The following is a 24896-nucleotide window of genomic DNA, read 5'->3' as shown; positions in this document are numbered from 1 at the left end:
TGCGCGGGTCCGAGTCGGTGCGAATGCGCTCGATCAGCGCCTGCGCCTCGCTGTATCTGCCCAGATCGGCCAAGGCTTCGGCTCGCACGCACGTCAAGGTCCAGCGCAATCGCAGGTTGTTCGTGTGCGACTCGGGAGGCCAGAAGCGTTCGGTCGTCGTCAACGCGGCACCAAAATCAAGCATCTCGCGCTCGGCGATCGCCTGCTGTGCGAGCGTATGCGCGAGGCCCTCGCGCGCGCCCACCTGTTCGAACTCGCGCACCGCAGCCTTGAGAACCGGCAACGCGTCGGCCGGACGGTGCCGCATCAACAGGAACTCGCCTGAATTGACGTCGACGGCCGCGACGCCCAGACCGTCGCCGACCGTCTCCAGCTCGATGCGTGCACGCGACAATTCACTGGTCGCCTCGTCGAAGCGCGACTTCTCGGCGAGGACCGCAGCGCGCCCGAGATAGGCAATGCCGAGTACTTCGGAGTCGGATTGTCCCCGGCGCAGCGAGATCGCCTCATCGTAGAGTTCGTTCGCCTTGTCCAGTTGATTCTGGCGCAGGTACGCCACGGCAAGCGTGATCGACGCGCGAGCCCGCAACGCAGCGTCGCGCTGCGGCGAGAGCCGGTCCAGCAGGATATGCAGGCGCGTTTCGACCGCCCGATAGTCGCCTGTGCGCAGTTCGATCTGCGCCATGCGCTGTTCCACGCGCGGCTGCTGCTGCAAGTCCGGCGGGGCACGCGTGATCAGGTCGCGTGCCTGATCGAGCTGATCGGCCAGCATGGCCGCTCCCGATCGCTGCAGCAGTTCCTCCAGCGCGGGCGACAACGGTTCGGCGCTGACGACGTTCGGCGTATGCCCAAGCTTGCGCAGCAGCAGGTCCGCTGCTTCGCGGCCGGCCTTGATCGCGTCGTCCGCTTGCGCCTCGACGCTCAACGTGCGCTGCGCGCCCCATGCGTCGAGGCGCACGTTCCAGCGATTCCCTTCGACGCGCACGCGCGGCAGCACGCGCAGCGCCGCGACCTTTGCGAGCCGCGTGTCGTGCAGCAGGTCGTCGCCAGCGGCCGCGTCGCGCTGCTTGAGCAGGCCGACCACGCTCTCGCTCGGCATGGTGTGCAATGCGCCGTCGCGCAGGCGGTTCGCGACGAGATCCATCAGGCCGAAACGCAGCCAGCGCCAGTCGTCCGGCGCCGTGACCTCGGCAGGCAGCACCAACGCAGGCGCCACCAACGCTTCCCCGCCCTGCTCGCTCTTCGCGCCCGGCGACAACCCGACGCTCGCCGCGGTCAGCGCAGAACGATGCACAACGGTCGCAACGCCCATCGTGATGACCGCGAGCCCGGCCATTGCAATAGCGACGAAGCGCGGGAAACGTCGCGGTGGCGCGACCGGCGTTTCGATCGCCGGAGAGGCGGCAAGCATCACCGGCATCGCCGCATCAGCGGCAGGCGGGGCTGGCGCCGCTGACTCCGGTGGTGCCGGCGTGGCTGCGATCTCTCCGATCCAGCGGTATCCGAAGCGCGGCACCGTGCGGATCGTGCGCTGCTCGTTGCCGGTGTCGCCGAGGCTGCGCCGGATTCTCACGACGGTATGGTTGAGCAGCGCCTCGCTGATCTCGGTGCGCCCCCACACGGCCGCGATCAACTCGTCACGACCGACCGCGCGATCGCGATGCTCGATCAGGTAGGCAAGACAATCGAACGCGCGCGCCGGCAGCGCGACCAGCGCGCCCCCGCTGCGCAGTTCACGAGTGGCGGGATCGAGGTGGAAGTCATCAAAGCGATACGTCATCGCCCTAGGGTAACGTGAGCGTCAACAAGCTGCCGGTTCCGCCCTCGCATATACCGGTTCCTGTCGCCTCCGCTCGCTTGGGCATAGACTGGACGCATTTGCACCCTCATCCGTCGCTGCACATGAGAACGTCACCGCAGACCGCCTTCCTGTTCGACCTCGACGGTACGCTCGTCGACAGCGTCTACCAGCACGTGCTGGCCTGGCAGGAGGCACTCGAATCCGAAGGCATCGTGCTCTCGGTCTGGCGCATCCATCGCCGTATCGGCATGAGCGGTGGCCTGATGATGAACGTGCTGCTGCGCGAGAGCGGTTCGGCCATCGACGATGCCCGCGCGGAGCGGATGCGCAAGGCTCACGCTGCAGCGTACAACCGCCGCTCGGCGCAGATCCGCCCGCTGCCGGGTGCGCGCGAGCTGGTCGCGTACCTGACCGAGGCGCAGATACCGTGGGCGATCGCGACCAGCGGACGCATGGAGACGGCCGGCGCGGTACTGGAATCGCTCGGCGTCAACCTCGCGCGCGTGCCGGTGGTGACGCGCGACCAGGTGAAATATGCCAAACCCGATCCCGACCTGTTCCTCGCCGCGGCCGATCGCCTCGGCGTCGCGATCGGGACCGCGACGGTCGTCGGCGACGCGGTCTGGGACATGCTCGCCTCACGGCGCGCCCGCGCACTCGGCATCGGCCTGCTCTCCGGCGGCTACTCGCAGGACGAACTCGAACGCGCCGGTGCCTACCGGGTATTCGAGGACCCGGCCGACCTGCTCAAGCACATCGACGAGGTTGGCGGACGGCGTTGACCCATGCGGTGCGGAGCGTGGACGATCCGGAGTCCACACGATAGCTGAACGACGTCCGACCAGCGGACGTTACCGGTGTCATCCGAATGCCCGGATGATCGTTGTCCCATGCCGAACACATCCATCCCCTTGCGCAGGCGCCCGATGACGAACCCGATCAAGATGATCCGCCCGGTTCCAGATGCCACGTTTCCCGGGGGCGGACGTCCCCTCGTTACACGCCTGCTCGGCCTTGCCACGGGACTGGCGATCGCGTCGGCGGCGTTCGCTGCGCCCGCGCCGACGCCTGAGCCCGCGCCCCCGCCTGCGGACCTGGAGTGGCTGAACCGCGTCACGTTCGGCGTAGACAGCGCATCCTTGGCGCGCTTCGAGAAACTCGGCCGCAAGCGCTTCCTCGATGAACAGCTTTCCGGGCGCAACGATGCCCTGCCCGCACTCATCGCGCAGCAGGTCGAAGTGCTCGACGTCACACGCCTCTCGCCGACGGCAGTGATGGCCGAAACGGTCGCCGAGAATCAGCGCATCAAGGCGATACCGGAAGGCGACGAGAAGCAGGCTGCGCGCAAGGCGCTCAACGAGCGCGGCAACCAATTCGCCTATCAGGCCGCGCGCGTGGAACTGCTGCGCGCGGTCTATTCGCCGGCCCAGCTCAAGGAGCAGATGACCTGGTTCTGGCTGAATCACTTCAGCGTGTTCCAGTACAAGGCGAACCTGCGCTGGCTGGTCGGCGACTACGCCGAGCACGCGATCCGCCCGCACGCGCTCGGCCATTTCCGCGACCTCGTGATGGCCACCCTCACCCACCCGGCGATGCTGGAGTACCTGGACAACGCACAGAACGCGAACGGACACATCAACGAGAACTATGCTCGCGAACTGATGGAGTTGCACACGCTCGGCGTCGATGCCGGCTACACGCAGGCCGACGTGCAGCAGCTCGCGCACATCCTGACCGGCATCGGGGTGAATTTCGCGGACGACAAGACGCCGAAGCTGAAGCCGGAATGGCAGGCCTTGTACCGCCGCGCTGGAAACTTCGAGTTCAACCCGGCACGGCACGACTTCAGCGACAAGACGCTGCTCGGCCATGCGATCAGGGGCGCCGGGTTCGCCGAAGTCGAGCAGGCCGTGGACCTGATCATTCGCCAGCCGGCCTGTGCGAAGTTCATCTCGCGCGAACTCGCCACGTATTTCGTCGCCGACGCGCCGCCGCCCGCACTCGTCGATCGCATGGCGAAGACGTTCCAGCGCACCAATGGCGACATCGCGGCCGTGTTGCGCACGCTGTTCGAGTCGCGCGAACTCACGCAGTCGCTCGGAAAGAAATTCAAGGATCCCATGCAGTTCGTGGTCGCCTCGATACGCCTTGCCTACGACGGTCGGCCGATCGCCAACACGCACCCGCTGGTCAATTGGCTCAATGGCCTGGGCGAACCCCTGTTCGGCCGCCTTACACCCGATGGCTACGCGCTCACCGAGGCCGCCTGGACGGGTACCGGCCAGCTCAGCCGGCGCTTCGACATCGCACGTGCGATCGCCTCGGGCAATGCCGGCCTGTTCGATCCGGAGGACGGCAGTTCCGCAACCACGACCGGCTTCCCGCAGTTGTCTTCGCGCCTGTACTACGCTGCGATCGAACCACGGCTGTCCGCGCCGGTGCGCGAAGCGCTCGACCGCGCCAATTCGCAACAGGAATGGAACACGTTCCTGCTCGCCTCGCCCGACGCCAACTATCGTTGAACGGACCCGCCATGAACCGTCGAACCTTTCTCGCTTCCTCCGCGGCCACCGTCGCCACGTTGACGATGGGCGGCCGCCTGTTCGCCGCACCGGTCGACACACCGCGCTTTCTGCTGGTGTTCCTGCGCGGCGGCTACGACTGCAACTCGCTGCTGGTTCCATACGCAAGCGATTTCTACTACCAGTCGCGGCCGAACATCGCGATCGCGCCGCCGGATGCCGCCAACCCGTTGGCCGCGCTCCGCCTCGACGCGAACTGGGGGCTCACGCCGGTCCTGCACGATTCGATCAAGCCGATGTTCGAGCGCCGCGAAGTCGCGTTCATCCCGTTCGCAGGCACCGAGGACCTGTCGCGCAGCCATTTCGAAACGCAGGACAGTATCGAATCGGGCCAGCCGCTCGAGGAGCGCCGTGACTTCCGCTCGGGCTTCCTCGCGCGCCTGGCGGCGACGCTGACCGGCGTGCAGCCGATGGCGTTCACCGATTCGCTGCCGCTGGTGTTCCAGGGCGTGGGCGACGTACCGAACGTGTCGCTCAAGGGCACCGTCAAGCCGACCTTCGATACGCGGCAGGCGCAGATCCTCTCCGACATGTACCGCGGCCAGCACCTGCATGACGCGGTTGCCGAAGGGCTGGAGCTGCGCCAACAGGTTTCCAGGGATCTCGAAGCGGAAATGAACAAGGCCAACCGCGGTGCGGTCAGCGCGAAGGGCTTCGAGCTGGAAGCGCAGCGCATCGGCACATTGATGCGCGATCAGTTCCGGCTCGGCTTCGTCGACATCGGCGGCTGGGACACGCACGTCAATCAGGGCGGCGCGCAAGGCGTGCTGTCCACCAATCTCGACAACCTAGGCCGCGGCATCGCGGCTTACTCACGGGCGCTCGGACCGCAGTGGAAAAACACCGTGGTGGTGGTGGTCTCGGAGTTCGGACGAACCTTCCGCGAGAACGGCAATCGCGGCACCGACCACGGCCACGGCACCGTGTACTGGGTGCTCGGCGGCAGCGTACGTGGCGGCCGTATTGCCGGCGAGCAGGTCCGCGTCGAACGCGCGCGCCTGCTGCAGGATCGCGACTATCCGGTGCTCACCGACTACCGCGCGATGCTCGGCGGCCTGTTCGCGCGGATGTGGGGGCTGTCGCCGGAGCGGCTGCAGCAAGTGTTCCCGGACGCTCGGCCAACGGACCTCGCCCTGGTCTGAATCACGGTCCCGCGCCGTCGGCCGCGTCTTCGTCGGACCTGCTCGCCGGCACGCAGCCGCGCACGAGCGCGTCTGCGCCGGCCATCCACCATTCGCGGCGATTCGCATGACCGACGTGGATCGCCTTCGACTTGTCGACGCACTCACCCATCGCGTCCTCGAGAATGAAGATGCGCCGCCGCGCAGGCGCCTCGGCCTGCCAGCGCACGGCGTCGGCGTACTGCTTGTCCCAGGTCAGATTGAAACCGAACTCGCGCACCGGCCCGACGGCCATCAGCAGGTTCTGTTCCTTCCATGCGACCAGGCCGATCTCGGTATCCGGTCCGGCCACCTCGCGCGCGTGGCGCATGATGCCGGCCGCGGAACTCGAGTCGTTGAGCAGCGGATAGGCCCAGAGGCTGACAATCAGCCATAGCGCGCCGATCCCGCCGAGCAGTGCCTGCACGCCACGCCTCGCCCGGAACCACGCGGCGGAGGCAACGAACGCAACGCCGATCGCGGCGATCATGCCCCAGATCTGGTGTGCGACCTCGTCGAGCTCGCGCTGATGGATGAAGCGCTCGGTCGCGGCGGAATGTCCGAACAGTCCGAACAGACCGATGCCGGCGATCACCACGCCGCCCATCAATGCGAGCGCGAACGCGGCATTGCGCAGCCAGCGCGCGTTGACGATATCGACCAGGTAGGGCGCGATCGCCAGCGCGACCATCGGCAGCACCGGCATCAGGTAGACGTCGCGCTTGCCGTGCGCGACGCTGAAGAAGACGATCACCAGCAGCGACCAGGCGAGCGGCAGCAGAATGCGCGCATCGCCGGCCGCAAGGTCGCGCCGCCAACGTGGCGCAACGCTGAAGTACGCGAGCGACAGCGGAAACCAGTTCAACAGCAGCACCGGCACGTAGTACCAGAACGGCTGCGGATGCGACCACGAGCCTGCGTAGCGCCCAGCGGTCTGGTGGAAGAACAAGTCATCCACGTAGGTCATGTATTCGGGCGTACCGCGCGCATGTGCGACGAGCAGCACCGCGCCTGCCCAGAGCAGGATCGGTGCAACGAAAGCGAGCGCACCGCCGAGCCAGCGCAGCGTGGAATTCGACGCACGCGTCACGCCCTGCCAGCCGCGCAGCAACGCGAACAGATACGGCACGAACATCAGCAACGCGAGCACGCCGACACCTTTGCTGATCACGCCCAGGCCCGCGGCGAAACAGCCGAGCCAGTACGCGCGCCAGTTCGGCCCGCGCAGGAAATGCAGCAGCAGGCCCCAGTTTGCGAGCGTGATCCAGGCCATCACCAGCGGATCAATCTGCGCGCGCTTGACCTGGTACATGAAGTGGAACGTGAACAGCACGCCGATCGCGGCATACAACCCGGCGCGATGATTCCAGAAGCGCCGGCCGAGGTCCCAGGTCAAACCGAGCGTCAGCAGTCCGGCCAGCAGCGACGGCAGCAGGAACGCGACGCGCCAGTTGCGTACCAACTCATACGCAGCGGCCTGCAACCAGAACAGCATCGGTGGCTTGTCCGAGTAGAGCTCGTGACCGCGATGCGGAAACAACCAGTCGCCGGATTCGACCATCTGCTTCGCCGCGAGCAGGTAGCGCGGTTCGTCGGACGGCCACGAATCGCGCAGACCGATGCCCGCGCCGAGCAGGACCAGCGCGAACAGCATGAACAGCCAGAACTCGCGGCGCTGGGCCGACTCCAGATGCTCCGGTGAGGCGATGCGGATCATGACTGCCGACAGGGTGGACGAGGCGACGGATGGTAGCAGTCCGACCGCAGATCACAGGGGAAAACAACGACGGGTAGCGCCCGGCAGGAACGCCTGACCACGAGCATGTGAGCTTCCGGCGTCGCTCTTGCGTGACCGGACGATGCGGCCGGATACTCGCGGCGACCCCGAACGCCCTTCGAGCGATGCGCCCGATGCCCGCAAACGCCGATTTCGCCGGACAGCCGCTCGCAACCGCAACGGCGCTGCCGGCCCACTACTACGTGGGCGCACAAACCGCGGAACTCGACCGCCGCGCCGTGTTCGCGCATAGCTGGCAGCTCGCGGGGCATGCGGCGCAGCTCGGCAATCCCGGCGACCATGTCGTCGCCGAGATCGCCGGTGTGCCGTTGCTGATCGTGCGCGGCAACGATGGCGAACTGCGCGCGTTGCACAACGTGTGCCGGCATCGCGCCGGTCCGCTCGCCCTCTGTGACGGACTGGCAGCGAAACGCTTGCGCTGCCACTACCACGGCTGGACCTACGCGCTCGACGGCCGCCTGCTGAGCGCGCCGGAAATGGGTGATGCGGCGGATTTCAAGGTCGATGCGATCCGGCTACCGCAGGCGCGCGTCGCCAAATGGCACGGCCTGGTGTTCGTCGCGCTCGACGAGGCGCCGCCCTTTGCGGACGTACTCGATGGCGTCGACGCGCGTATCGGAATGGACGCCCTCGCCGATTACGTGCTGCACCAACGCGTCACCTACGACATCGCCTGCAACTGGAAGGTCTATGTCGACAACTACCTCGAGGGCTACCACGTGCCGCACATCCATCCGGAACTCAACCGGATGCTCGACTACCGCAGCTACGTGACCGAACTCTCGCGCTGGCATTCGCTGCAGTGGAGTCCGCTCGAGAGCGCCGGTGATCTCTACGGCAACGGTGAGGCGTTGTACTACTGGATCTGGCCGAACACGATGCTGAACATCCTGCCCGGTCGCCTGCAGACCAACCGCGTGCTGCCGCTCGGTGCGGAGCGCTGCCGTGTCGAATTCGATTTCCATTATCCGCGCCATGCCGATGACGCCTTGCGACGCGAACGCGACCTCGCGTTCAGCGATATCGTGCAACAGGAAGATGTCGATATCTGCGAGCGCGTGCAGCGCGGTCTCGCGTCGGGTTCGTACGTCGCCGGACGCCTGAACCCGAAACGCGAGAGCGGCGTACACCAGTTCCACGAACTGCTGCGCGAGGCCTACCGCGGCGAGATGACGCGTCGCCTGTAAGCGCAACGTCACAATAGCCCCATGAGTGCGTGTCGTGCTGCACGCCGGTGGACGTCGACATCGAATCATGCATCACAGTTCCCCGGCACACGGGATCGACGCGGGTTAACCCGACTGCAACACCTCGTTAACCGCATGAACACCACCGCCCGGTAACCTGCGTAGCATCCACGACGGAGGTCATCATGCTCAACAAACGCCGGACCGAAGTGAATGTGCTCGGCTATCGCATCGAGCGCGTGCAGAAGTTCAACGAACGCGGTGAAGTTTCCGCGCACTGGTATGAAGTGCTCGCCCCGGAATCCACCTATGTCCTCGGCACGTTTGCGCATCGCGCGGAAGCGGAGCGCGAGATCGTTTCGCGCGAACTGCGCGCATTGCAGCGGCCCGCTGCCTGATTGCGAGCGCGTTGTGAATCGCGAAGAATCGGGTTCGCGCATCTGGCCCGAATAGGGATTGCGCCATGAGCGAAGTCGTCATCCTGCACAATCGGCGCTGCTCGAAATCACGCGAAACGCTTGCGCTGATCGAGTCACGCGGCATCGCGCCGCGCATCGTCGACTATCTCGGCTCGCCGCCGTCCGTCGAGGAACTGGAATCCATCCTCGACAGGCTCGGCATCGAGCCACGTGCATTGATGCGCCGCGATGAACCGGAATACGCGGACCTGAACCTCGATGACCCCGCGCTCGGCCGCAAGCAGCTGGTCGCCGCGATGCACGCACACCCACGCCTGATCCAGCGACCGATCGTGCTCGCAAACGGCAAGGCCGCGCTCGGCCGCCCGCCAGAGAACGTGCTGGCGATTCTTTGATCCATCGGTAGCCGATCAGCTGCGAAGAAGCCCCTCTCCGATCGGGAGAGGGGTTGGGGAGAGGGTTCGGGCAGAGCAGGAGCCGTGACGACGGCGCGAATTCCAATTGCGCCCGTCGGTATTTGCAGATTGCAGCGCCACCGCTACGGTGTGATCACGAACTCGTCGGCGTCCATCCATGCCGGGAAACGCTCGCGGTGCGCGACGAGTGCGGCGGGATCCAGCGTCACGGTGACCACCTGCTCCTGCGCTCCGAGTTCGACCAGCGGCTGACCGAGAAAATCGAGCGCAGCACTGTCGCCGGAATAATGCAGGTCATTGCCGTCGACGCCCACGCGGTTGACGCCGACGCAATAGCTCAGGTTCTCGATCGCACGGGCCTGCAGCAGCGTGCGCCAGGCGTGCCGACGCGCGCTCGGCCAGTTCGCGACGAAGATCAGCAGGTCGTAATCAAAACGATTCGCCGTGCGGTCGTAGCGGTTGCGCAGCCAGACCGGGAAGCGCAGGTCGTAGCAGACCTGAGGGCAGATCCGCCAGCCGTTCAATTCCACAGTCAGGCGTTCATTGCCGCCGGCGTAGCGTTCGTGCTCCTTCGCCATGCGGAACAGATGGCGCTTGTCGTACTGCGCGAACGTGCCGTCCGGACGCATCCAAATGAGGCGATTCACGCACCGATCGCCTTCGCGCATGACCAGGCTGCCGGTGATCGTCGCGCCGCTTTCACGGGCGAGGTCGCGCAGCCAGCGCAGCCCTTCGCCGTCCATCGTTTCGGCATTGCCGAGCGTTTCGTTCGTGAAGCCGGACAGGAAGGTTTCCGGCAGCACGAGCAGATCGCTCTGCCCCTTCAGCGACCGCGCCAGCGCGCCGTAGCAGGCGCGGTTCGCGGCGGCGTCGTGCCAGCGCGTCGCGCCCTGCAAGAGCGAGATGCGCAACGGCTGCATCGTGGCGGCCACGTCAGAGCACCTTCAGGCGCGACGCCGCGTGCTGCAGCGTCTCGTTGTTCTTGGCAAAGCAGAAGCGGATCAGACGCTGCCCGGCCGGCGGCGATTCGTAGAACGCCGACAGCGGGATCGCGGCGACGCCGCCCTCGCGGGCGAGCCATTCGCAGAATGCGAGATCGTCGACGTCGCTGAGCGCCGAATAGTCCGCCACCTGGAAGTACGCGCCGCCGACCGGCAGCAGCTTGAATCGCGAGCCGTCCAGCAGGTGACAGAAATGATCGCGCTTGGCCTGGTAGAACGCAGGCAGATCGAGATAGTGCTGCGGATCCTTTTCCAGGATCTCGGCGAACGCGACCTGCGCCGGCGTGAATGTGCAGAACGTCAGGTACTGGTGCACCTTGCGGAACTCGGCCGACAGTGCGCGCGGCGCGATGCAGTAGCCGACCTTCCAGCCCGTGCAGTGATAGGTCTTGCCGAAGGAACTCACGACGAAACTGCGTTCGGCCAGCTCCTTGTGGCGCAGCACGCTCTGGTGCGCGGCATCGTCGAACACGATGTGTTCGTAGACCTCGTCCGACAGCACGAGAAGGTCATGCTTGCGGGTCAGCTCCGCGAGTGCATCGAGATCGGCTGCGCTGAACACCGAACCACAGGGATTGTGCGGCGTGTTGACCACGATCATGCGCGTCTTCGGTGTGACCGCATCCGCGATGCGCTGCCAGTCCGGCGAAAAATCATGCGGATCCAGCGCCACATGCACCGCGCGACCGCCGTTGAGTTCAATCGCCGGCTCGTAGCTGTCGTAGCAGGGATCCAGCACGATGACCTCGTCGCCTGCGCGCACAACCGCGGCGATCACGGCGAACAGGGCTTCGGTCGCACCCGAGGTGATCGTGATCTCGGTGTCGACGTTGACCTTGCGCCCGTACATGCGCTCGGTCTTGCGCGCGATCTGCTCGCGCAGCGCCGGCAGTCCGGTCATCGGCGCGTACTGGTTGCGACCCGCATTCATCGCTGCGGCGAGCGCATCGCGCAACGCCTGCGGACCGTCGAAGTCCGGAAAGCCCTGACCGAGATTGACGGCCTTGTGCTCGATGGCGAGCTGGCTCATCACGGTAAAGATCGTGGTGCCGACCTTCGGCAGCTTCGTTTCGATCTGCATGTCGCCTGTTCGTTTGGACGGCCAAAGCCGGAGCGATCGATGGTAGCACGCAGCTGCCGCCGGACCGCTACGGCCGCTGCGTGCCTCGCCGCCGATCACTCATCCGTTCAGTGCGACGGACCCGACCCCAACAGAACGCGGTTCACCCGTGCGATGAACGCAGCCGGATCGGCAAGCTGGTCACCCGCCGCGAGCTGTGCTTCCTCGAACAGCAGCTGGCCGATATCCGCGCTGCGCGTGTCATCGGTCTCCGCGGCAAGCTTCTGCACCAGCGGATGCGCCGGATTGATCTCGAGGATCGGCTTGCTGTCCGGCACCTCGTGCCCGGCTTCGCGCAACAGGCGCTGCATGTGCAGGGCCATGTCGTATTCACCGAGCACGATGCAGGACGGCGATTCGGTCAGGCGCTGGCTGACGCGGACCTGCTCGACCTTCGGGCCAAGCAGCTCGGCAAGCTTCTTCAGCACCGGCTGGGCGGCCTCGTCCGCCTGCTTGCGGCGCTCGGCGTCGCCGCCGTCGGCGGCATCGAGGTCGCCCTTGGCCGCATTGCGCAGCTTCTTGCCGGCGTATTCACCGAGATAGCCGATCATCCATTCGTCGATGCGATCGCTCAGCAGCAGCACCTCGGTGCCTTTCGCACGCAGCGCCTCGATCTGAGGACTGCCCTTCGCGGCTGCATGCGAATCAGCGGTGATGTACCAGATCGCCTCCTGGTCCGCCTGCATGCGACCGATGTAGTCATCCAGCGAGACGCTCTTCTGTGCGTCCTCGGATTTCGTCGACGCGAAGCGCAGCAGCTTCGCGATGCGCTCGCGATTCGCGCCGTCCTCGGCGATGCCTTCCTTGAGCACGTTGCCGAACGCAGTCGTGAACTGCTGGAATTTCTCCGGTTCGTCCTTGGCAAGCTTCTCGAGGAGATCGAGCACGCGCTTCACACAGGCGCTGCGGATCTGCGCGACCAGGCGGTTCTCCTGCAGGATCTCGCGACTGACGTTGAGCGGCAGGTCGTCGGAATCGACGACGCCGCGCACGAAGCGCAGATAGCTCGGCAACAGCTGTTCGCTCGCATCCATGATGAAGACGCGGCGGATGTAGAGCTTGAGGCCCTTGCGTTCGTCGCGCCCGCTGAAGACCGCATCGAACGGCGGCCTCTCCGGCACGTACAGCAGCAGTGAGTAGTTCTGCGAACCCTCGACGCGATTGTGCGTCCACGCCAGGGCATCGTTGAAGTCGTGTGAGAGCGACTTGTAGAACGCCTGGTAGTCCTCGTCCTTCAGCTCGCTCTTCGGCCGCGTCCACAGCGCGGCGGCATGGTTGACGGTCTCGAACTCGTCGGTTCGGCTCTGATCAGACGCGCCGCCGTCCTTCTGCGCCGGCAGGCGGATCGGGAACGCGACGTGGTCGGAATAGCGCTTGATGAGCTCGCGCAGCTTCCACGCATCGAGGAACTCGGATTCGTCCGGCTTGAGATGCACGGTCACGGTCGTGCCGCGCTGCGGGGCGTCGACGTTCTCCAGCGTGTACTCGCCGCTGCCGGCCGATTCCCAGCGCACGCTCTCGCCCGCCGGCGCGCCTGCCTTGCGCGTGGTCAGCGTGACGTTGTCGGCGACGATGAACGCAGAATAGAAGCCGACGCCGAACTGGCCGATCAACTGGGTGTCCCTGCGCGCGTCGCCGGACAGCGATTCGAGGAACTTGCGCGTACCCGAGCGCGCGATCGTGCCGATGTTCTCGACGACCTCATCGCGGCTCATGCCGATGCCGTTGTCGCGGATCGTCAGCGTGCGCGCATCGCGGTCGACGGAGATCTCGATGCGCAGCTCGGCGTCATCGGCAGTCAGCGACGCATCCGACAGTGCGGCGAAGCGCAGCTTGTCGCAGGCATCGGACGCGTTCGAGATCAGCTCGCGCAGGAAGATCTCCTTGTGCGAGTACAGCGAATGCGTGACCAGGTGCAGGACCTGCGAGACCTCGGCTTCGAACGCGCGGGTTTCAGTGGCGGAACTCATGCGGCTTCCCTCCGGGATGTAATGGGGCGCAGATGGAGGCAGGCCGGCGATGCTTCAAGCTGCCAGGCAGAAACGCCCATAGAAGCCTGCTGTTGATTGAAAAGCGCGGCCATGGATGGCCGCTCTGGACACCACGAAGGCAACAGGTTGCGCACCGGGCACGCGACCTCGAAGCAGCGCCCAGGGACGAGCGCACAAACAAATCCATAAAAAAAGCGGTCGTCGTTGCCGACGACCGCTTCTGACGAGGAGCACAGACGCGACTCGATGCTCCAAGACGGATGACTTTGGCGTCAGTCGTCCTTGCGGGCGTTGGCGCCGAGATCTTCCTTGATGCGCGCTGCCTTGCCTTCGAGGCCGCGCAGGTAATACAGCTTCGCGCCGCGCACCTTGCCACGACGCTTGACGACGACCGAGTCGATCGCCGCGCTATGCGACTGGAACACGCGCTCGACACCGAAACCGTGCGAGATCTTGCGCACGGTGAACGCCGAGTTCAGGCCCGCGTTCTTGCGCGCGATGCAGACGCCTTCATAGGCCTGCACGCGCTCGCGGTTGCCTTCCTTGACCTTCACGTTGACGATGACGGTGTCGCCCGGGCTGAATTCCGGCAGCGTACGGGTCATCTGGGCGGCTTCGAATTGCTGGATCAGGTTCATCGCATTCACCAATAAGTTTCGATTTCTTCAATCGCCGGATTCACGACCCGACGTCGTTCTTTTCGCATGCTCGTCCTGGAACTCGGCCAGCAACGCGCGTGTTTTCTTGTCCAACTCGACCCGGTCCAGAAGGTCCGGGCGTCGCAGCCAGGTCCGCCCCAGCGACTGCTTCAGACGCCAACGGCGGATCGCCGCGTGGTCACCGGAGGTCAGCACCGCCGGCACGTCGCCCCAGTCGTCATGCTCGGGGCGCGTGTAGTGCGGACAGTCGAGCAGGCCGTTCGAGAACGAATCCTGTTCGGCCGAAGCCGCGTCGTTCAACACACCTTCCTGCAGGCGTCCGACCGCGTCGATCACGATCGCCGCCGCCAGTTCTCCGCCGGAGAGCACGTAGTCGCCGATCGAGAGTTCCTCGTCAACCGCGTGCTCCAGGAAGCGTTCGTCCACGCCTTCGTAGCGACCGCTCAGCAGGATCAGATGATCGCGCCTCGCGAGTTCCGCCACCTTGGCCTGGTCGAGCCGCGTTCCTTGCGGACTCAGGTAAATTACTTTTGCTTCGGCATTCGCCTCGGCTTTGGCTTCCGACCCACTCGCGGCGCGCACGCTGGCAAGCGCCTTTCGCAATGGATCGACCATCATCACCATGCCGGGACCGCCGCCGTAGCAGCGGTCGTCGGCCGAACGGTAGTTGTCGCTCGCGAAATCGCGCGGATTCCAGGTTGCGATCTGCAGCAACCCGCGTTCGCGCGCGCGCCCGACGACTCCGATCCGCGCACAGCTTTCGATGAAGTCAGGAAACAGCGTGATGACGTCGATGCGCATCGCGCCGGGTCCGTTATTTTTGCGATCGTCCATGATCGCGAGAAACAAAAAGCGTACATCCTGCACGCACTTTTCAACCAAAAGCCGTAAAACCTAGAAATCCGGATCCCAGTCGACCGTCAACCGGCCTGTACCAAGATCCACCTCCGTCACGAACTGCCCGATCAGGAACGGAATCAACCGCTCGCGCTCGGCGTCCTTCACCACCAGCACATCGTTGGCGCCGGTCGCGATCAGATGCGAGACCTTGCCGAGCGATACGCCGTCGATGGTGACGATCTCGAGTCCTTCGAGATCGGACCAGTAGTACTCGCCGGGTTTCGGCGCCGGCAATGCCGAACGCGCCACCCAGATTTCCGCTCCGGCCAGTGCCGCCGCCGCATCGCGATCCGCGATGCCTGGCAATTCGGCGACAAGGCCCTTGCCCTGGGCACGCCCACGGCAACCCTCAACCTGCTTCTCGCCGGACGCGGACCGCACCAACCAGGGCTGGTAGCGGAAAATCTGCGTTCTCGGCTCGGTATACGATTCGAGCTTCAGCTCGCCACGTATGCCGTGGACACCGACAATCTTGCCGAGCAGGACGAGTTTTTCGCCCGGACTGCTCATAGGTTTGCAAAACCAGGCATCCTGCCGCGGCTTGCAAACAAACGGTCGCGGCAGAGCCGCGCCACGTTTGTCGCATCAAGCGCTTGCGCGCCTGATGCGGCGGCACCTCCTGGTGCCGGAGCGGCTCTGCGACCCGCTCTCACGACGCTCAGGCAGCGGCAACCTGCTTGCCGGCTTCCTTGTAGAGCGACCTGACCTTTTCGGTCATCTGCGCGCCCTTTTCCACCCAGGCCTTGACCTTGGCGGTGTCGAGCTGCAGACGCACATCCTTGCCGGCCGCGATCGGGTTGAAATAGCCGACGCGTTCGATATTGCGACCGTCGCGCGCATTGCGCTCGTCGGTCACGACGATGTGGTAGAACGGGCGCTTCTTGGCGCCGCCGCGGGAAAGGCGAATCTTGACCATCGTAGCTCTCTGAAAATACTGGAATTTTTTATTGGGCGAGCCGAACCGGCCGGCCGCTCCCGAGGGAGCCGCGCATTCTAGCTGAATTGCGGGAAAAATAAAGCCCCGCGCGGGGTTAGCATGCGGGTTCGAGGGCACGCCGGCCGCATGCCAAGCAAGATCACCGCCCGATCGTCATCCCGGCGAAAGCCGGGATCCAGCTCCTGTTGGACCAGCGTCAAGACACTGGATCCCGGCTTTCGCCGGATGACGGAAAAGAGAAGCGCTGCGTTTCCTCTTCAACGCGGCGGCATGAACCCGCCGCCGCCCATGCCTTTCATCGCGCCGGACATCTGCCGCATCAGGCCCTTGATGCCACCGCTGCCGAGCTTGGCCATCATCTTTTCCATCTGCTGATACTGCTTCAACAGCTTGTTGACGTCGGCCGGCTGCATGCCGGAGCCGCGCGCAATGCGCGCCCGCCGTGAACCGTTGAGCAGATCCGGGTGCCGGCGCTCCTTCTTCGTCATCGAGCCGATGATCGCGATCATGCGATGTACTTCCTTGTCGTTGACCTTCGACTTGACCTGGTCCGGCAGGTTCGATACGCCCGGCAGCTTCTCGATCAGCGAGGCCATGCCGCCCATGTTGACCATCTGCTCGAGCTGGTCCTTCATGTCGTTGAGGTCGAAGCGCTTGCCCTTGATCACCTTCTCGGCGAGCTTGCGCTGCTTCTCCTGATCGACGCTCTGCTCGACCTGCTCGACCAGCGACAGCACGTCGCCCATGCCGAGGATGCGTTGCGCGATACGGTCCGGATGGAACGGTTCCAGACCATCGGGCTTCTCACTGACGCCGATGAACTTGATCGGGCGGCCGGTCACGTAGCGCACGGAGAGCGCCGCGCCACCGCGCGCGTCACCGTCGGTTTTGGTCAGCACCACGCCAGTCAACGGCAGCGCCTCGGCGAACGCCTTGGCCGTGTTCGCCGCGTCCTGGCCGGTCATCGAGTCGACGACGAACAGGGTCTCGACCGGATTCAACGCCGCATGCAGCGCCTTGATCTCGGCCATCATCTCCTGGTCGATGTGCAGGCGACCGGCGGTATCGACGATCAGCACGTCGGCGAAATTCCTCTTCGCCGCGTCCAGTGCGTGCCTAGCGATTTCGACCGGATCCTGTTCGCCGCTTGAAGGATGGAACAGCACATCGACCTGTTCGGCCAGCGTACGCAGCTGCTCGATCGCGGCCGGACGATAGACGTCGGCACTGACCACCATCACCTTCTTCTTGCGCCGGTCCTTCAGGAACCGCGCGAGCTTGGCCACCGTCGTGGTCTTGCCGGCGCCCTGCAGGCCGGCCATCAGCACGATCGCCGGCGGCGCCGCCGCGAGATTGAGATCGCTGTTGGCGACGCCCATCACTGCGGTCAGCTCGTCGCGCACGACCTTCACCAGTGCCTGGCCCGGGGTCAGGCTCTTCAGCACCTCCTGCCCGACCGCGCGCACCTGCACGCGCTGGATCAATGCCTGCACGACCGGCAACGCGACATCGGCTTCGAGCAAAGCGATACGGACTTCGCGCAGGGATTCGCGGATGTTCGCCTCGGTCAATCGCCCCTTGCCGCGCAGGCGCTGGACGGTGGCGGAAAGACGTTGGCTGAGCGACTCGAACATGGCGGACCGGAAGGGCGGAAAGCGCGCGATTATAGCGGAGCCGCCGTGGCGCCGCGTTCACGCGCGACAGACGCTATGCGACACTGCGCGCATGATGATCCCAGCCCTCGCCCTGCTCGCGATCGCACTCTACCTCGCCGCCACCGGCCTGCTCGCGCGCCCGCTGCTCGGCCGCGGCGAGCCGTTGAACCGGTTTGCCGAAGGCACGGCGACGTTCGCTGTGCTCGCGCATGCCGGCGTGCTGCTCGGCGTGCATCGCGGCGCGCTGGACTTGCACTTCTTCGCAGCGCTCTCGCTGGCCGCGTGCGTCGTCGCCGCGCTGACCCTGATCGTGAATCTCGCGCGCCCGGTCGCCGCGCTTGGCGTGATCGTGTTCCCGCTCGCGGCGCTGCTGCTCGGCATCGACGTGTTCGCCGCGCCTTCAACGCTGCCGCTGCCGATGGACTGGCAGATCAAGCTGCACGTGACCGTCGCCTTGCTCGCATTCAGCGTGCTGTCGATCGCGGCGGCGCTGGCGATCCTGCTCGCGATCCAGGAACGTGCACTGCGCCATCGCCAGTTCGGCGCAATGTTGCGCGCACTGCCGCCACTGACGCTGACCGAAACCTTGCTATTCCGCCTGATCGCAGCCGGCTTCGCACTACTGACGCTGACCCTGCTGACGGGCATCCTGTTCGTCGACAACCTGTTCAGCCAGCACCTGATCCACAAGACCGTGCTCTCGATCATCGCGTGGGTGGTGTTCGGCACCTTGCTCGTGGGCCGCTGGCGCCACGGCTGGCGCGGGCGCAGCGCGGTGAACCTGACGCTGACCGGGATGGCGATTTTGCTGCTCGCGTTCTTCGGGTCGAAATTCGTGCTGGAAGTTATTCTGCACCGCACCGCGTGAGCGGGAGCGACTACGGAAGCCCGCTCTTCGTAGGAGCGGCTTCAGCCGCGATATCCCTTTGCATGTATTCGATGCGCGACAAAAGCATCGCGGCTGAAGCCGCTCCTACGAAAGCGGGATCGAGGCGTCCCTTCAGCTGGCCGCACTCAACGCCTCGGCAAGCCGATCGACCGCGATGATCTCCATCTCGCCGACGCGCGCCTGATTCAATTTGGAATGCTTCGGCGCATTCGCCTTCGGCACGATCGCGCGCCGGAAGCCGTGCGTCGCAGCTTCCTTCAGGCGCTCCTCGCCATTCGGCACCGGCCGAATTTCACCGGACAAACCCACTTCACCGAACGCGACGGTCTTGTCCGGCAGCGGGCGGTCGCGGAAGCTGGACAATACCGCCAGCAACACCGGCAGGTCTGCCGCGGTCTCCTGCACGCGGATGCCGCCAACCACATTGACGAACACGTCCTGGTCGTAGACCGCTGCGCCGCCATGCCGGTGCAGCACCGCGAGCAGCATCGCGAGGCGGTTCTGTTCGAGGCCGAGCGCGACGCGGCGCGGATTACCGAGCGAACTCTGGTCGACCAGCGCCTGCACCTCGACCAGCAGCGGCCGCGTGCCCTCGCGCGTGATCATCACCGCGCTACCCGCGGTCGGCTGCGCGTGCGCGGACAGGAAGATTGCCGAGGGATTGGGCACCTCGCGCAGGCCCTTGTCGCCCATCGCGAACACGCCGAGTTCGTTGACCGCGCCAAAGCGGTTCTTGAACGCGCGCAGGATGCGGAACCGGCTGCCCGCCTCGCCCTCGAAATACAGCACCGCATCGACCATGTGTTCGAGCACGCGTGGCCCGGCGATACCGCCTTCCTTGGTCACGTGGCCGACCAGGAATACGCTGGTGCCGCTTTCCTTCGCGAACCGCACGAGCCGCGCCGCGGATTCGCGCACCTGCGACACCGAACCCGGTGCCGCGGTCAGTGTCTCGGTCCAGATCGTCTGGATGGAATCGATGATCAGCACGTCCGGCCTGCTGGCCGCCGCCTCGCCGAGGATGCGCTCGATCGAGGTTTCGGCCAGCGCCTCCAGTCCATCCAGCCCTATGCCGAGCCGCTGCCCGCGCGAGGCGACCTGTGCCAGCGATTCCTCGCCGGTCACATACAGCCCGCGCACGCGCTGGCCGATCGCGCCGAGCATCTGCAGCAGCAACGTGGATTTGCCGATGCCCGGATCGCCACCGATCAGCACGACCGATCCAGCGACGAGGCCGCCGCCGAGCACGCGATCCAATTCAGCGATGCCGGTTGCGCTGCGCTGCTCGGCCTCGGCCGCGACCGTCGCGAGCTTCGTCACCTTCGCCGCATCGACCGCGCCTGCGTAGCCACTGCGCGGATTCACCGCCGCCGATTTCGTCGCCGGCTGCACCACGAATTCGCTGAGCGTGTTCCACACACCGCACTCGGCGCACTGGCCCTGCCACTTCGAGTGTTCGGCGCCACACTCGCTGCAGACGTAGGCGGTCCTGGTCTTGGCCATGGCTATTCAACGACCCCAGAGTTCGAACTTTCAGTTCTTCTTTTCATCGTCGCCGCGGGATGTCGCAATCTTGCGCGCCAGTTCCTTGTCGGCGACCAGCCTCATGCGCAGCTTCTGCCATTGTTCCCAGGCGTGTTCCGGATCGATGTCCGCGTATCCGCGCCTGCGTTCCGTCGCGCGAACGACCTCCGCTGGCAGCGCTATCACGTAGGATTCGTCGCGGATCGCTTCAACCTGGCGACGCGTGAGCGGCGAGCCTTTCAACTGTTCGGCTCGTACCAGTAACGCGCTCAACGATGGAACGAAAGCCAGTTCGAGATCGTCGTCTTCATTGTCGGTCACGCTATCAGTCCCATTCGATTTCCCGGCCGTCTTGGCGGGAGTCGGTTTTTCCAGTGGGCGGGCCACTGCCGACGTGTCGCTTTTCTGGTTCATCGGTGCCGGCTGCGCAAGCGCGTCCCAGGCAACCACGAGAGACAGCAGCGCGACACACCGGAAGATCATCGATTGATGAAGGTCGACATCCATGAACGCTATTCCTCCTCTACAAAGCGCACGCGCCGCGTGATGCCGCAGGTGAGGTCGTAGCCGATCGTGTCGGCGTGCTGCGCGATTTCCTCGACCGGCAGACCGCGGCCCCAGAGCACGACGGGATCGCCGATCTTCGCGCCTGCGTGACCGCGCAGGTCGATCGTGATCAGGTCCATCGAGACGCGGCCGACCACGTTCGCGCGCGTGCCGTTGACGAGCACGGGCGTACCGGACTCGGCGTGACGCGGATAGCCATCGCCGTAGCCGATCGCGGCGACGCCGACGAGCATGTCTTCGGGCGCCTCCCAGGTCGCGGCGTAACCGACGTGTTCACCACGGCGCACGCGATTGATCGCGACCAGCTTCGTCGCCAATGTCATCGCCGGGCGGAAACCGAAATCGGCGCCGATCCTGCCGGCCACGACCGAGATGCCGTACAGCGCGCCGCCGGCGCGTACCCACTGGCCCTGCGCCTCGGGCCAGCCGAGGATGCCGGCCGAGTTCGACAGCGAACGTTCGCCATCAAGGCCGCTGACCGCGCGATCAAACCGGTCGATCTGCTGCGTGGTCAACGCATCGTCGAACACGTCGGAGTTCGCGAAGTGCGTCATCAGCGCGATGTCCTTGTCGACGCAGGGCAGCGCGCGCAAGCGCGCATAGGCGTCGCGCGCGCGTTCGGGCGGGAAGCCGAGGCGATGCATGCCGGTGTCGAGCTTGAGCCAGACGCGCAGCGGGCGCGGATCGCGATCGGCTGCGAGCGCGTCGATCTGCGCCTCGTGATGCACGACCGTATCGAGGCGCAGGCGGCGCATCTCGGCGAGGTCGCACGTCTCGTCGAGGCCGGACAGCACGACGATGCGTTGCGACACGCCGGCGGCGCGCAGGCGTTGGCCATCGGCGATGCCGGCGACGCCGAATGCGTCGGCGCCCTCGAGAGCGCGCGCAACCCGTTCGAGACCGTGACCGTAGCCGTCGGCCTTGACGACCGCCATCACGCGCGCGCCGGGTGCAAGTTCGCGCACGCGGCGCAGGTTTTCGCGCAGGGCTCCGAGGTGGATGGTCGCGCAGGTGGCGCGCATTAGCGTGAAGCCGGGATTGGAGAATGGGGAATGGGGAATGGGGAGGCAGGCACGCCTGGAGCGTAAGCGCCGCCACAAATACGCGGCGCGCTTTTCCGATTCCCGATTCCCGATTCCCGATTCCCGGCCTTCATTCGAAGCTCCCCGAGAAACCACCGCCGGCATAGTTCTCGAACTTCGTGTACTCGCCGAGGAATGCGAGTGTAACCGCGCCGATCGGACCGTTACGTTGCTTGCCGATGATGATCTCGGCGGTGCCCTTCTTCGGCGACTCCTTGTCGTAGACCTCTTCGCGGTAGATGAACAGGATCACGTCGGCGTCCTGCTCGATCGCGCCCGATTCACGCAGGTCCGACATCACCGGACGCTTGTCGGTGCGTTGTTCGAGCGAGCGATTGAGCTGCGACAGCGCGATCACCGGGATATTCAGTTCCTTCGCGAGCGCCTTGAGGCTGCGCGAGATTTCTGAAATTTCGGTGGCGCGGTTCTCCGTGTTGCCGGGCACCTGCATCAGCTGCAGGTAGTCGATCACGATCAAGCCGAGATCGTGCTCGCGCTTCAGGCGGCGCGCGCGCGCGCGCAGCTCGCCCGGACTCAGCGCCGGCGTGTCGTCGATGAAGATCTTCGCCTCGCTGAGCAGGGTGATTGCGTTGGTCACGCGCGGCCATTCCTCCTCGGCGAGGTCGCCGGTGCGCAGGTGCTGCTGGTTGATGCGACCGAGCGAGGAGATCAGGCGGAACGCGAGCTGCGAGGCCGACATTTCCATCGAGAAGATCGCGACCGCCTTCTTGGTCTTCATCGCCGCGTACTCGGCCATGTTGACCGAGAACGCGGTCTTGCCCATCGACGGGCGCGCCGCGACGATGATCAGGTCCGACGGCTGCAGGCCGGCGGTCATTTCGTCCAGATCGGTAAAGCCGGTCGGCAGGCCGGTCACCGTGCCGCGGTTCTCGTAGCGGTGATGAAGGATCTGGAACGCGTCCTTGACCGCCGCACGCATCGTCACGAAACCCTTGCGCCCGCGCGCGCCGGCCTCGGCGATATGGAACACCTTCTGCTCGGCGACCTCGAGCAGTTCCTGACTGGAGCGGCCCTCGGGCTGGAACGCATCACCCGCGATCTCGGTGCCGGCGTCGATCAGCTGCCGCAGCACCGACTTCTCGCGCACGATGTCCGCGTACGCCGTGATGTTCGCTGCGCTCGGCGTCGAGTTCGCGAGTTCGATCACATAGCTCGCGCCGCCGACGAGTTCGGCGAGGTTCTGCGCCTGGAACCATTCGCCGAGCGTGACCGCGTCGTACGGCATGCCCTTGTTCGACAGGTCGCCGATCGCGCGGAAGATGATGCGATGGTCGCGGCGGTAGAAGTCGTCCTCGGTCAGGCGATCGGCGATGCGGTCCCAGGATTCGGGCGCCAGCATCAGGCCGCCGAGTACGGCCTGCTCGGCCTCGATCGAGTGCGGCGGCACGCGCAGCGCTTCGATGTTGGAGACGTTCTTGCGATCGGTCAGGGCGGGCATGGGCGAGGATGGCGTGTGCATCGAAAACGAATTCCGGATACTAGATGGACGTCTCAGGATCCGCGACGCACAAGTCTCCGGACAACCGGTGGATAACCCGGCTCAGGCTGGGGATGAACCTGTGGACAAGCTGTGTGTGCCGGCGCGATCGCGGCAACAAAAACGGGCGCCCGCAAAGGCGCCCGTCGGGTGTTGCATGACTCGGACCTTCGCCGTGCGAAGGTCCGGAAGATCATTCGTCAGCGGCGATGATGACCTTGACCGCGATGTGCACGTCGGCGTGCAGATGCACCTGCACGTCGAACTCGCCGATATTGCGCAGCGGGCCTTCGCTCATCACGACTTCGCTCTTGTCGAGCGCGGTGCCGGCGTTGGTGAACGCCTCGGCGATGTCGCGCGGGCCGACCGAGCCGAACAGCTTGCCTTCCGGGCTCGCGTTCGCCTTGATCGTGACCGATGCGTTCTCGAGCTGGGCCTTGCGCGCTTCGGCGCCGGCGAGCTGCTGGTTCGCCTTGGCCTCGTACTCGGCGCGGCGCTTCTCGAATTCCTCGAGATTCGCGGCGGTCGCAGCCGTCGCCTTGCCCTGCGGCACGAGGTAGTTGCGGCCGTAGCCCGGCTTCACCTTGACCTTGTCACCGAGGTTGCCGAGGTTCTTCACTTTCTGCAGGAGGATGAGTTCCATGATTGTTCCTATTCGTTAGCGTCGGGATGGCCGGCGCAGCTTGCGCTGTCCGAATGTTGGAGGAAGAAAGAAGCAGTGATGCGATCGCTTTCCCTCACCCCAGCCCTCTCCCCGGAGGGGAGAGGGAGAGTGGTCGTCGCGCGAGCGCGCGACGCTTGTTTCAATGGCTGTCGCTGTACGGCAGCAGCGCGAGGAAACGCGCGTGCTCGATCGCAGTGCCCAGCATGCGCTGGTAGCGCGCCTTGGTGCCGGTGATGCGGCTCGGCACGATCTTGCCGGTCTCGCTGATGTACTGGCGCAGCATGTTGAGATCCTTGTAGTCGATCTCGGTCACGCCCTCGGCGGTGAAACGGCAGAACTTCTTGCGGCGAAAGAACTTGGACATGGGATTTTCTCCGTAGACGGGGGCGGCTGCTTATTCGGCAGCGGGTTCGGCGGGAGCGGCGGCGACTTCTTCGCGCGGCGCGCGCTCGCGGCGCGGACGCGGCTCGTCGTCGTCGCTGCCGAAACCGAAGCCTTCGTCGTCACGACGGCGGCGGTCGCCCTTGTCGTCCTTGTTCTTCATGATCGGCGACATCTCGGTCACCGGGCCTTCGCGGGTCACGATCAGGTGGCGCAGCACCGCATCGTTGAAGCGGAAGCCGGACTGCAGCTCGGCCAGCACGGCTGCGCTGCACTCGATGTTGAGCAGCACGTAGTGCGCCTTGGCCAGGTGCTGGATCGGATAGGCGAGCTGGCGACGGCCCCAGTCCTCGAGACGATGGACCTTGCCGTTGTCGCCCTCGATCAGCGCCTTGTAGCGCTCGATCATCGCGGGCACCTGCTCGCTCTGGTCAGGGTGGACCAGAAACACGACTTCGTAATGACGCATGTCGACTCCTTGTGGGTATCGAGGCGGACGATTCCGCTCGACAGCCTCCCGCGTGGCGGTGAGGCAAGGCCCTCGTTTGGTTGAGAAGTGCGGCCATGGACGGCCGCTTCTTGATTCTCGCGATCACGGAAGATCGCAACACCAACGAAGGGGGCGCGGATACTAATGGAATCAGGGCATTGGCGCAAGCATGATG

Annotated in this window: 23 protein-coding genes and 1 pseudogene; 7 read left to right on the top strand and 17 right to left on the bottom strand. The window is 65.4% G+C overall.

Features of this window, described 5'->3' with window-relative positions:
• Window positions 1–1507 precede the first annotated feature (1507 nt).
• A pseudogene (locus ABD002_RS19765) lies at window positions 1508–1780 on the bottom strand (winged helix-turn-helix domain-containing protein); the annotation flags it as partial.
• Window positions 1781–1902: 122 nt separating this feature from the next.
• Between ABD002_RS19765 and ABD002_RS18655 the strand changes: the two are divergent.
• The 3 genes from ABD002_RS18655 to ABD002_RS18645 all read left to right on the top strand — a co-directional run bounded on the left by ABD002_RS18655 (window position 1903) and on the right by ABD002_RS18645 (window position 5525).
• The gene (locus ABD002_RS18655) at window positions 1903–2583 is read left to right on the top strand and encodes an HAD family hydrolase (RefSeq protein WP_343793942.1); all 681 of its coding nucleotides are present in this window, start codon (window positions 1903–1905) and stop codon (window positions 2581–2583) included.
• A 162-nt stretch (window positions 2584–2745) separates the two neighbouring features.
• The gene (locus ABD002_RS18650) at window positions 2746–4323 is read left to right on the top strand and encodes a DUF1800 domain-containing protein (protein ID WP_379989386.1); all 1578 of its coding nucleotides are present in this window, start codon (window positions 2746–2748) and stop codon (window positions 4321–4323) included.
• A gap of 11 nt (window positions 4324–4334) precedes the next feature.
• Window positions 4335–5525, top strand: a complete 1191-nt coding sequence (locus ABD002_RS18645) for a DUF1501 domain-containing protein (RefSeq protein ID WP_343793938.1) — start codon at window positions 4335–4337, stop codon at window positions 5523–5525.
• Window position 5526: 1 nt separating this feature from the next.
• On the opposite strand, the gene ABD002_RS18640 is transcribed toward ABD002_RS18645, so the two are convergent.
• On the bottom strand, window positions 5527–7260 hold the full coding sequence (locus ABD002_RS18640; RefSeq protein WP_343793936.1) for an ArnT family glycosyltransferase: 1734 nt from the start codon (window positions 7258–7260) through the stop codon (window positions 5527–5529).
• 194 nt (window positions 7261–7454) lie between these two features.
• Here ABD002_RS18640 and ABD002_RS18635 point away from each other — a divergent pair, with 194 nt between their 5' ends.
• The 3 genes from ABD002_RS18635 to arsC all read left to right on the top strand — a co-directional run bounded on the left by ABD002_RS18635 (window position 7455) and on the right by arsC (window position 9342).
• A complete protein-coding gene (locus ABD002_RS18635) occupies window positions 7455–8528 on the top strand; it encodes an aromatic ring-hydroxylating oxygenase subunit alpha (protein ID WP_343793934.1) in 1074 nt (357 codons plus the stop codon).
• 185 nt (window positions 8529–8713) lie between these two features.
• Window positions 8714–8926, top strand: coding sequence for a hypothetical protein (locus tag ABD002_RS18630; protein ID WP_343793932.1), 213 nt, complete (start codon window positions 8714–8716; stop codon window positions 8924–8926).
• Window positions 8927–8991: 65 nt separating this feature from the next.
• The gene (arsC, locus tag ABD002_RS18625; protein WP_343793930.1) at window positions 8992–9342 is read left to right on the top strand and encodes an arsenate reductase (glutaredoxin); all 351 of its coding nucleotides are present in this window, start codon (window positions 8992–8994) and stop codon (window positions 9340–9342) included.
• 143 nt (window positions 9343–9485) lie between these two features.
• Here arsC and ABD002_RS18620 read toward each other — a convergent pair whose 3' ends face one another.
• The 8 genes from ABD002_RS18620 to ffh form a co-directional block, all read right to left on the bottom strand.
• Window positions 9486–10283, bottom strand: a complete 798-nt coding sequence (locus ABD002_RS18620; protein ID WP_343794021.1) for an amidohydrolase — start codon at window positions 10281–10283, stop codon at window positions 9486–9488.
• A gap of 13 nt (window positions 10284–10296) precedes the next feature.
• Window positions 10297–11445 (bottom strand): pyridoxal phosphate-dependent aminotransferase, encoded by a 1149-nt coding sequence (locus ABD002_RS18615; RefSeq protein ID WP_343793928.1) that lies wholly within the window; start codon window positions 11443–11445, stop codon window positions 10297–10299.
• Window positions 11446–11552: 107 nt separating this feature from the next.
• On the bottom strand, window positions 11553–13454 hold the full coding sequence (htpG, locus tag ABD002_RS18610) for a molecular chaperone HtpG (RefSeq protein ID WP_343793926.1): 1902 nt from the start codon (window positions 13452–13454) through the stop codon (window positions 11553–11555).
• Between the two features lie 293 nt (window positions 13455–13747).
• On the bottom strand, window positions 13748–14113 hold the full coding sequence (rplS, locus tag ABD002_RS18605; protein ID WP_379989374.1) for a 50S ribosomal protein L19: 366 nt from the start codon (window positions 14111–14113) through the stop codon (window positions 13748–13750).
• Between the two features lie 27 nt (window positions 14114–14140).
• Complete coding sequence (gene trmD / locus ABD002_RS18600) at window positions 14141–14935, bottom strand: tRNA (guanosine(37)-N1)-methyltransferase TrmD (RefSeq protein ID WP_343794019.1); 795 nt, start codon at window positions 14933–14935, stop codon at window positions 14141–14143.
• Between the two features lie 93 nt (window positions 14936–15028).
• A complete protein-coding gene (gene rimM, locus ABD002_RS18595) occupies window positions 15029–15544 on the bottom strand; it encodes a ribosome maturation factor RimM (protein WP_343793922.1) in 516 nt (171 codons plus the stop codon).
• A 148-nt stretch (window positions 15545–15692) separates the two neighbouring features.
• Complete coding sequence (gene rpsP, locus ABD002_RS18590) at window positions 15693–15950, bottom strand: 30S ribosomal protein S16 (protein WP_343793920.1); 258 nt, start codon at window positions 15948–15950, stop codon at window positions 15693–15695.
• 278 nt (window positions 15951–16228) lie between these two features.
• Window positions 16229–17605 (bottom strand): signal recognition particle protein, encoded by a 1377-nt coding sequence (gene ffh / locus ABD002_RS18585; protein ID WP_343793918.1) that lies wholly within the window; start codon window positions 17603–17605, stop codon window positions 16229–16231.
• 91 nt (window positions 17606–17696) lie between these two features.
• On the opposite strand from ffh, the gene ABD002_RS18580 reads away from it, so the two are divergent.
• Window positions 17697–18494 (top strand): cytochrome C assembly family protein, encoded by a 798-nt coding sequence (locus ABD002_RS18580; RefSeq protein ID WP_343793916.1) that lies wholly within the window; start codon window positions 17697–17699, stop codon window positions 18492–18494.
• 132 nt (window positions 18495–18626) lie between these two features.
• Here the strand turns inward: ABD002_RS18580 and radA are convergent, their stop codons facing one another.
• The 7 genes from radA to rpsF all read right to left on the bottom strand — a co-directional run bounded on the left by radA (window position 18627) and on the right by rpsF (window position 24700).
• Entirely contained in the window at window positions 18627–20018 is a 1392-nt protein-coding gene (gene radA / locus ABD002_RS18575; protein WP_343793914.1) for a DNA repair protein RadA, read from the bottom strand.
• Window positions 20019–20048: 30 nt separating this feature from the next.
• Window positions 20049–20546 (bottom strand): hypothetical protein, encoded by a 498-nt coding sequence (locus ABD002_RS18570; RefSeq protein WP_343793911.1) that lies wholly within the window; start codon window positions 20544–20546, stop codon window positions 20049–20051.
• Between the two features lie 5 nt (window positions 20547–20551).
• Window positions 20552–21628 (bottom strand): alanine racemase, encoded by a 1077-nt coding sequence (alr, locus tag ABD002_RS18565; protein WP_343793909.1) that lies wholly within the window; start codon window positions 21626–21628, stop codon window positions 20552–20554.
• A 130-nt stretch (window positions 21629–21758) separates the two neighbouring features.
• A complete protein-coding gene (locus ABD002_RS18560) occupies window positions 21759–23147 on the bottom strand; it encodes a replicative DNA helicase (protein ID WP_343793907.1) in 1389 nt (462 codons plus the stop codon).
• 232 nt (window positions 23148–23379) lie between these two features.
• Complete coding sequence (gene rplI / locus ABD002_RS18555; protein WP_343793905.1) at window positions 23380–23829, bottom strand: 50S ribosomal protein L9; 450 nt, start codon at window positions 23827–23829, stop codon at window positions 23380–23382.
• A gap of 160 nt (window positions 23830–23989) precedes the next feature.
• Window positions 23990–24214, bottom strand: coding sequence for a 30S ribosomal protein S18 (gene rpsR, locus ABD002_RS18550; RefSeq protein ID WP_343793903.1), 225 nt, complete (start codon window positions 24212–24214; stop codon window positions 23990–23992).
• A 30-nt stretch (window positions 24215–24244) separates the two neighbouring features.
• Window positions 24245–24700, bottom strand: coding sequence for a 30S ribosomal protein S6 (gene rpsF, locus ABD002_RS18545; protein ID WP_343793901.1), 456 nt, complete (start codon window positions 24698–24700; stop codon window positions 24245–24247).
• Between the last annotated feature and the right edge of the window lie 196 nt (window positions 24701–24896).

The organism is Dokdonella soli, assembly GCF_039523175.1.
GTDB lineage: Bacteria > Pseudomonadota > Gammaproteobacteria > Xanthomonadales > Rhodanobacteraceae > Dokdonella_A > Dokdonella_A soli.
This window is presented reverse-complemented; position numbering and strand designations above follow the sequence as displayed.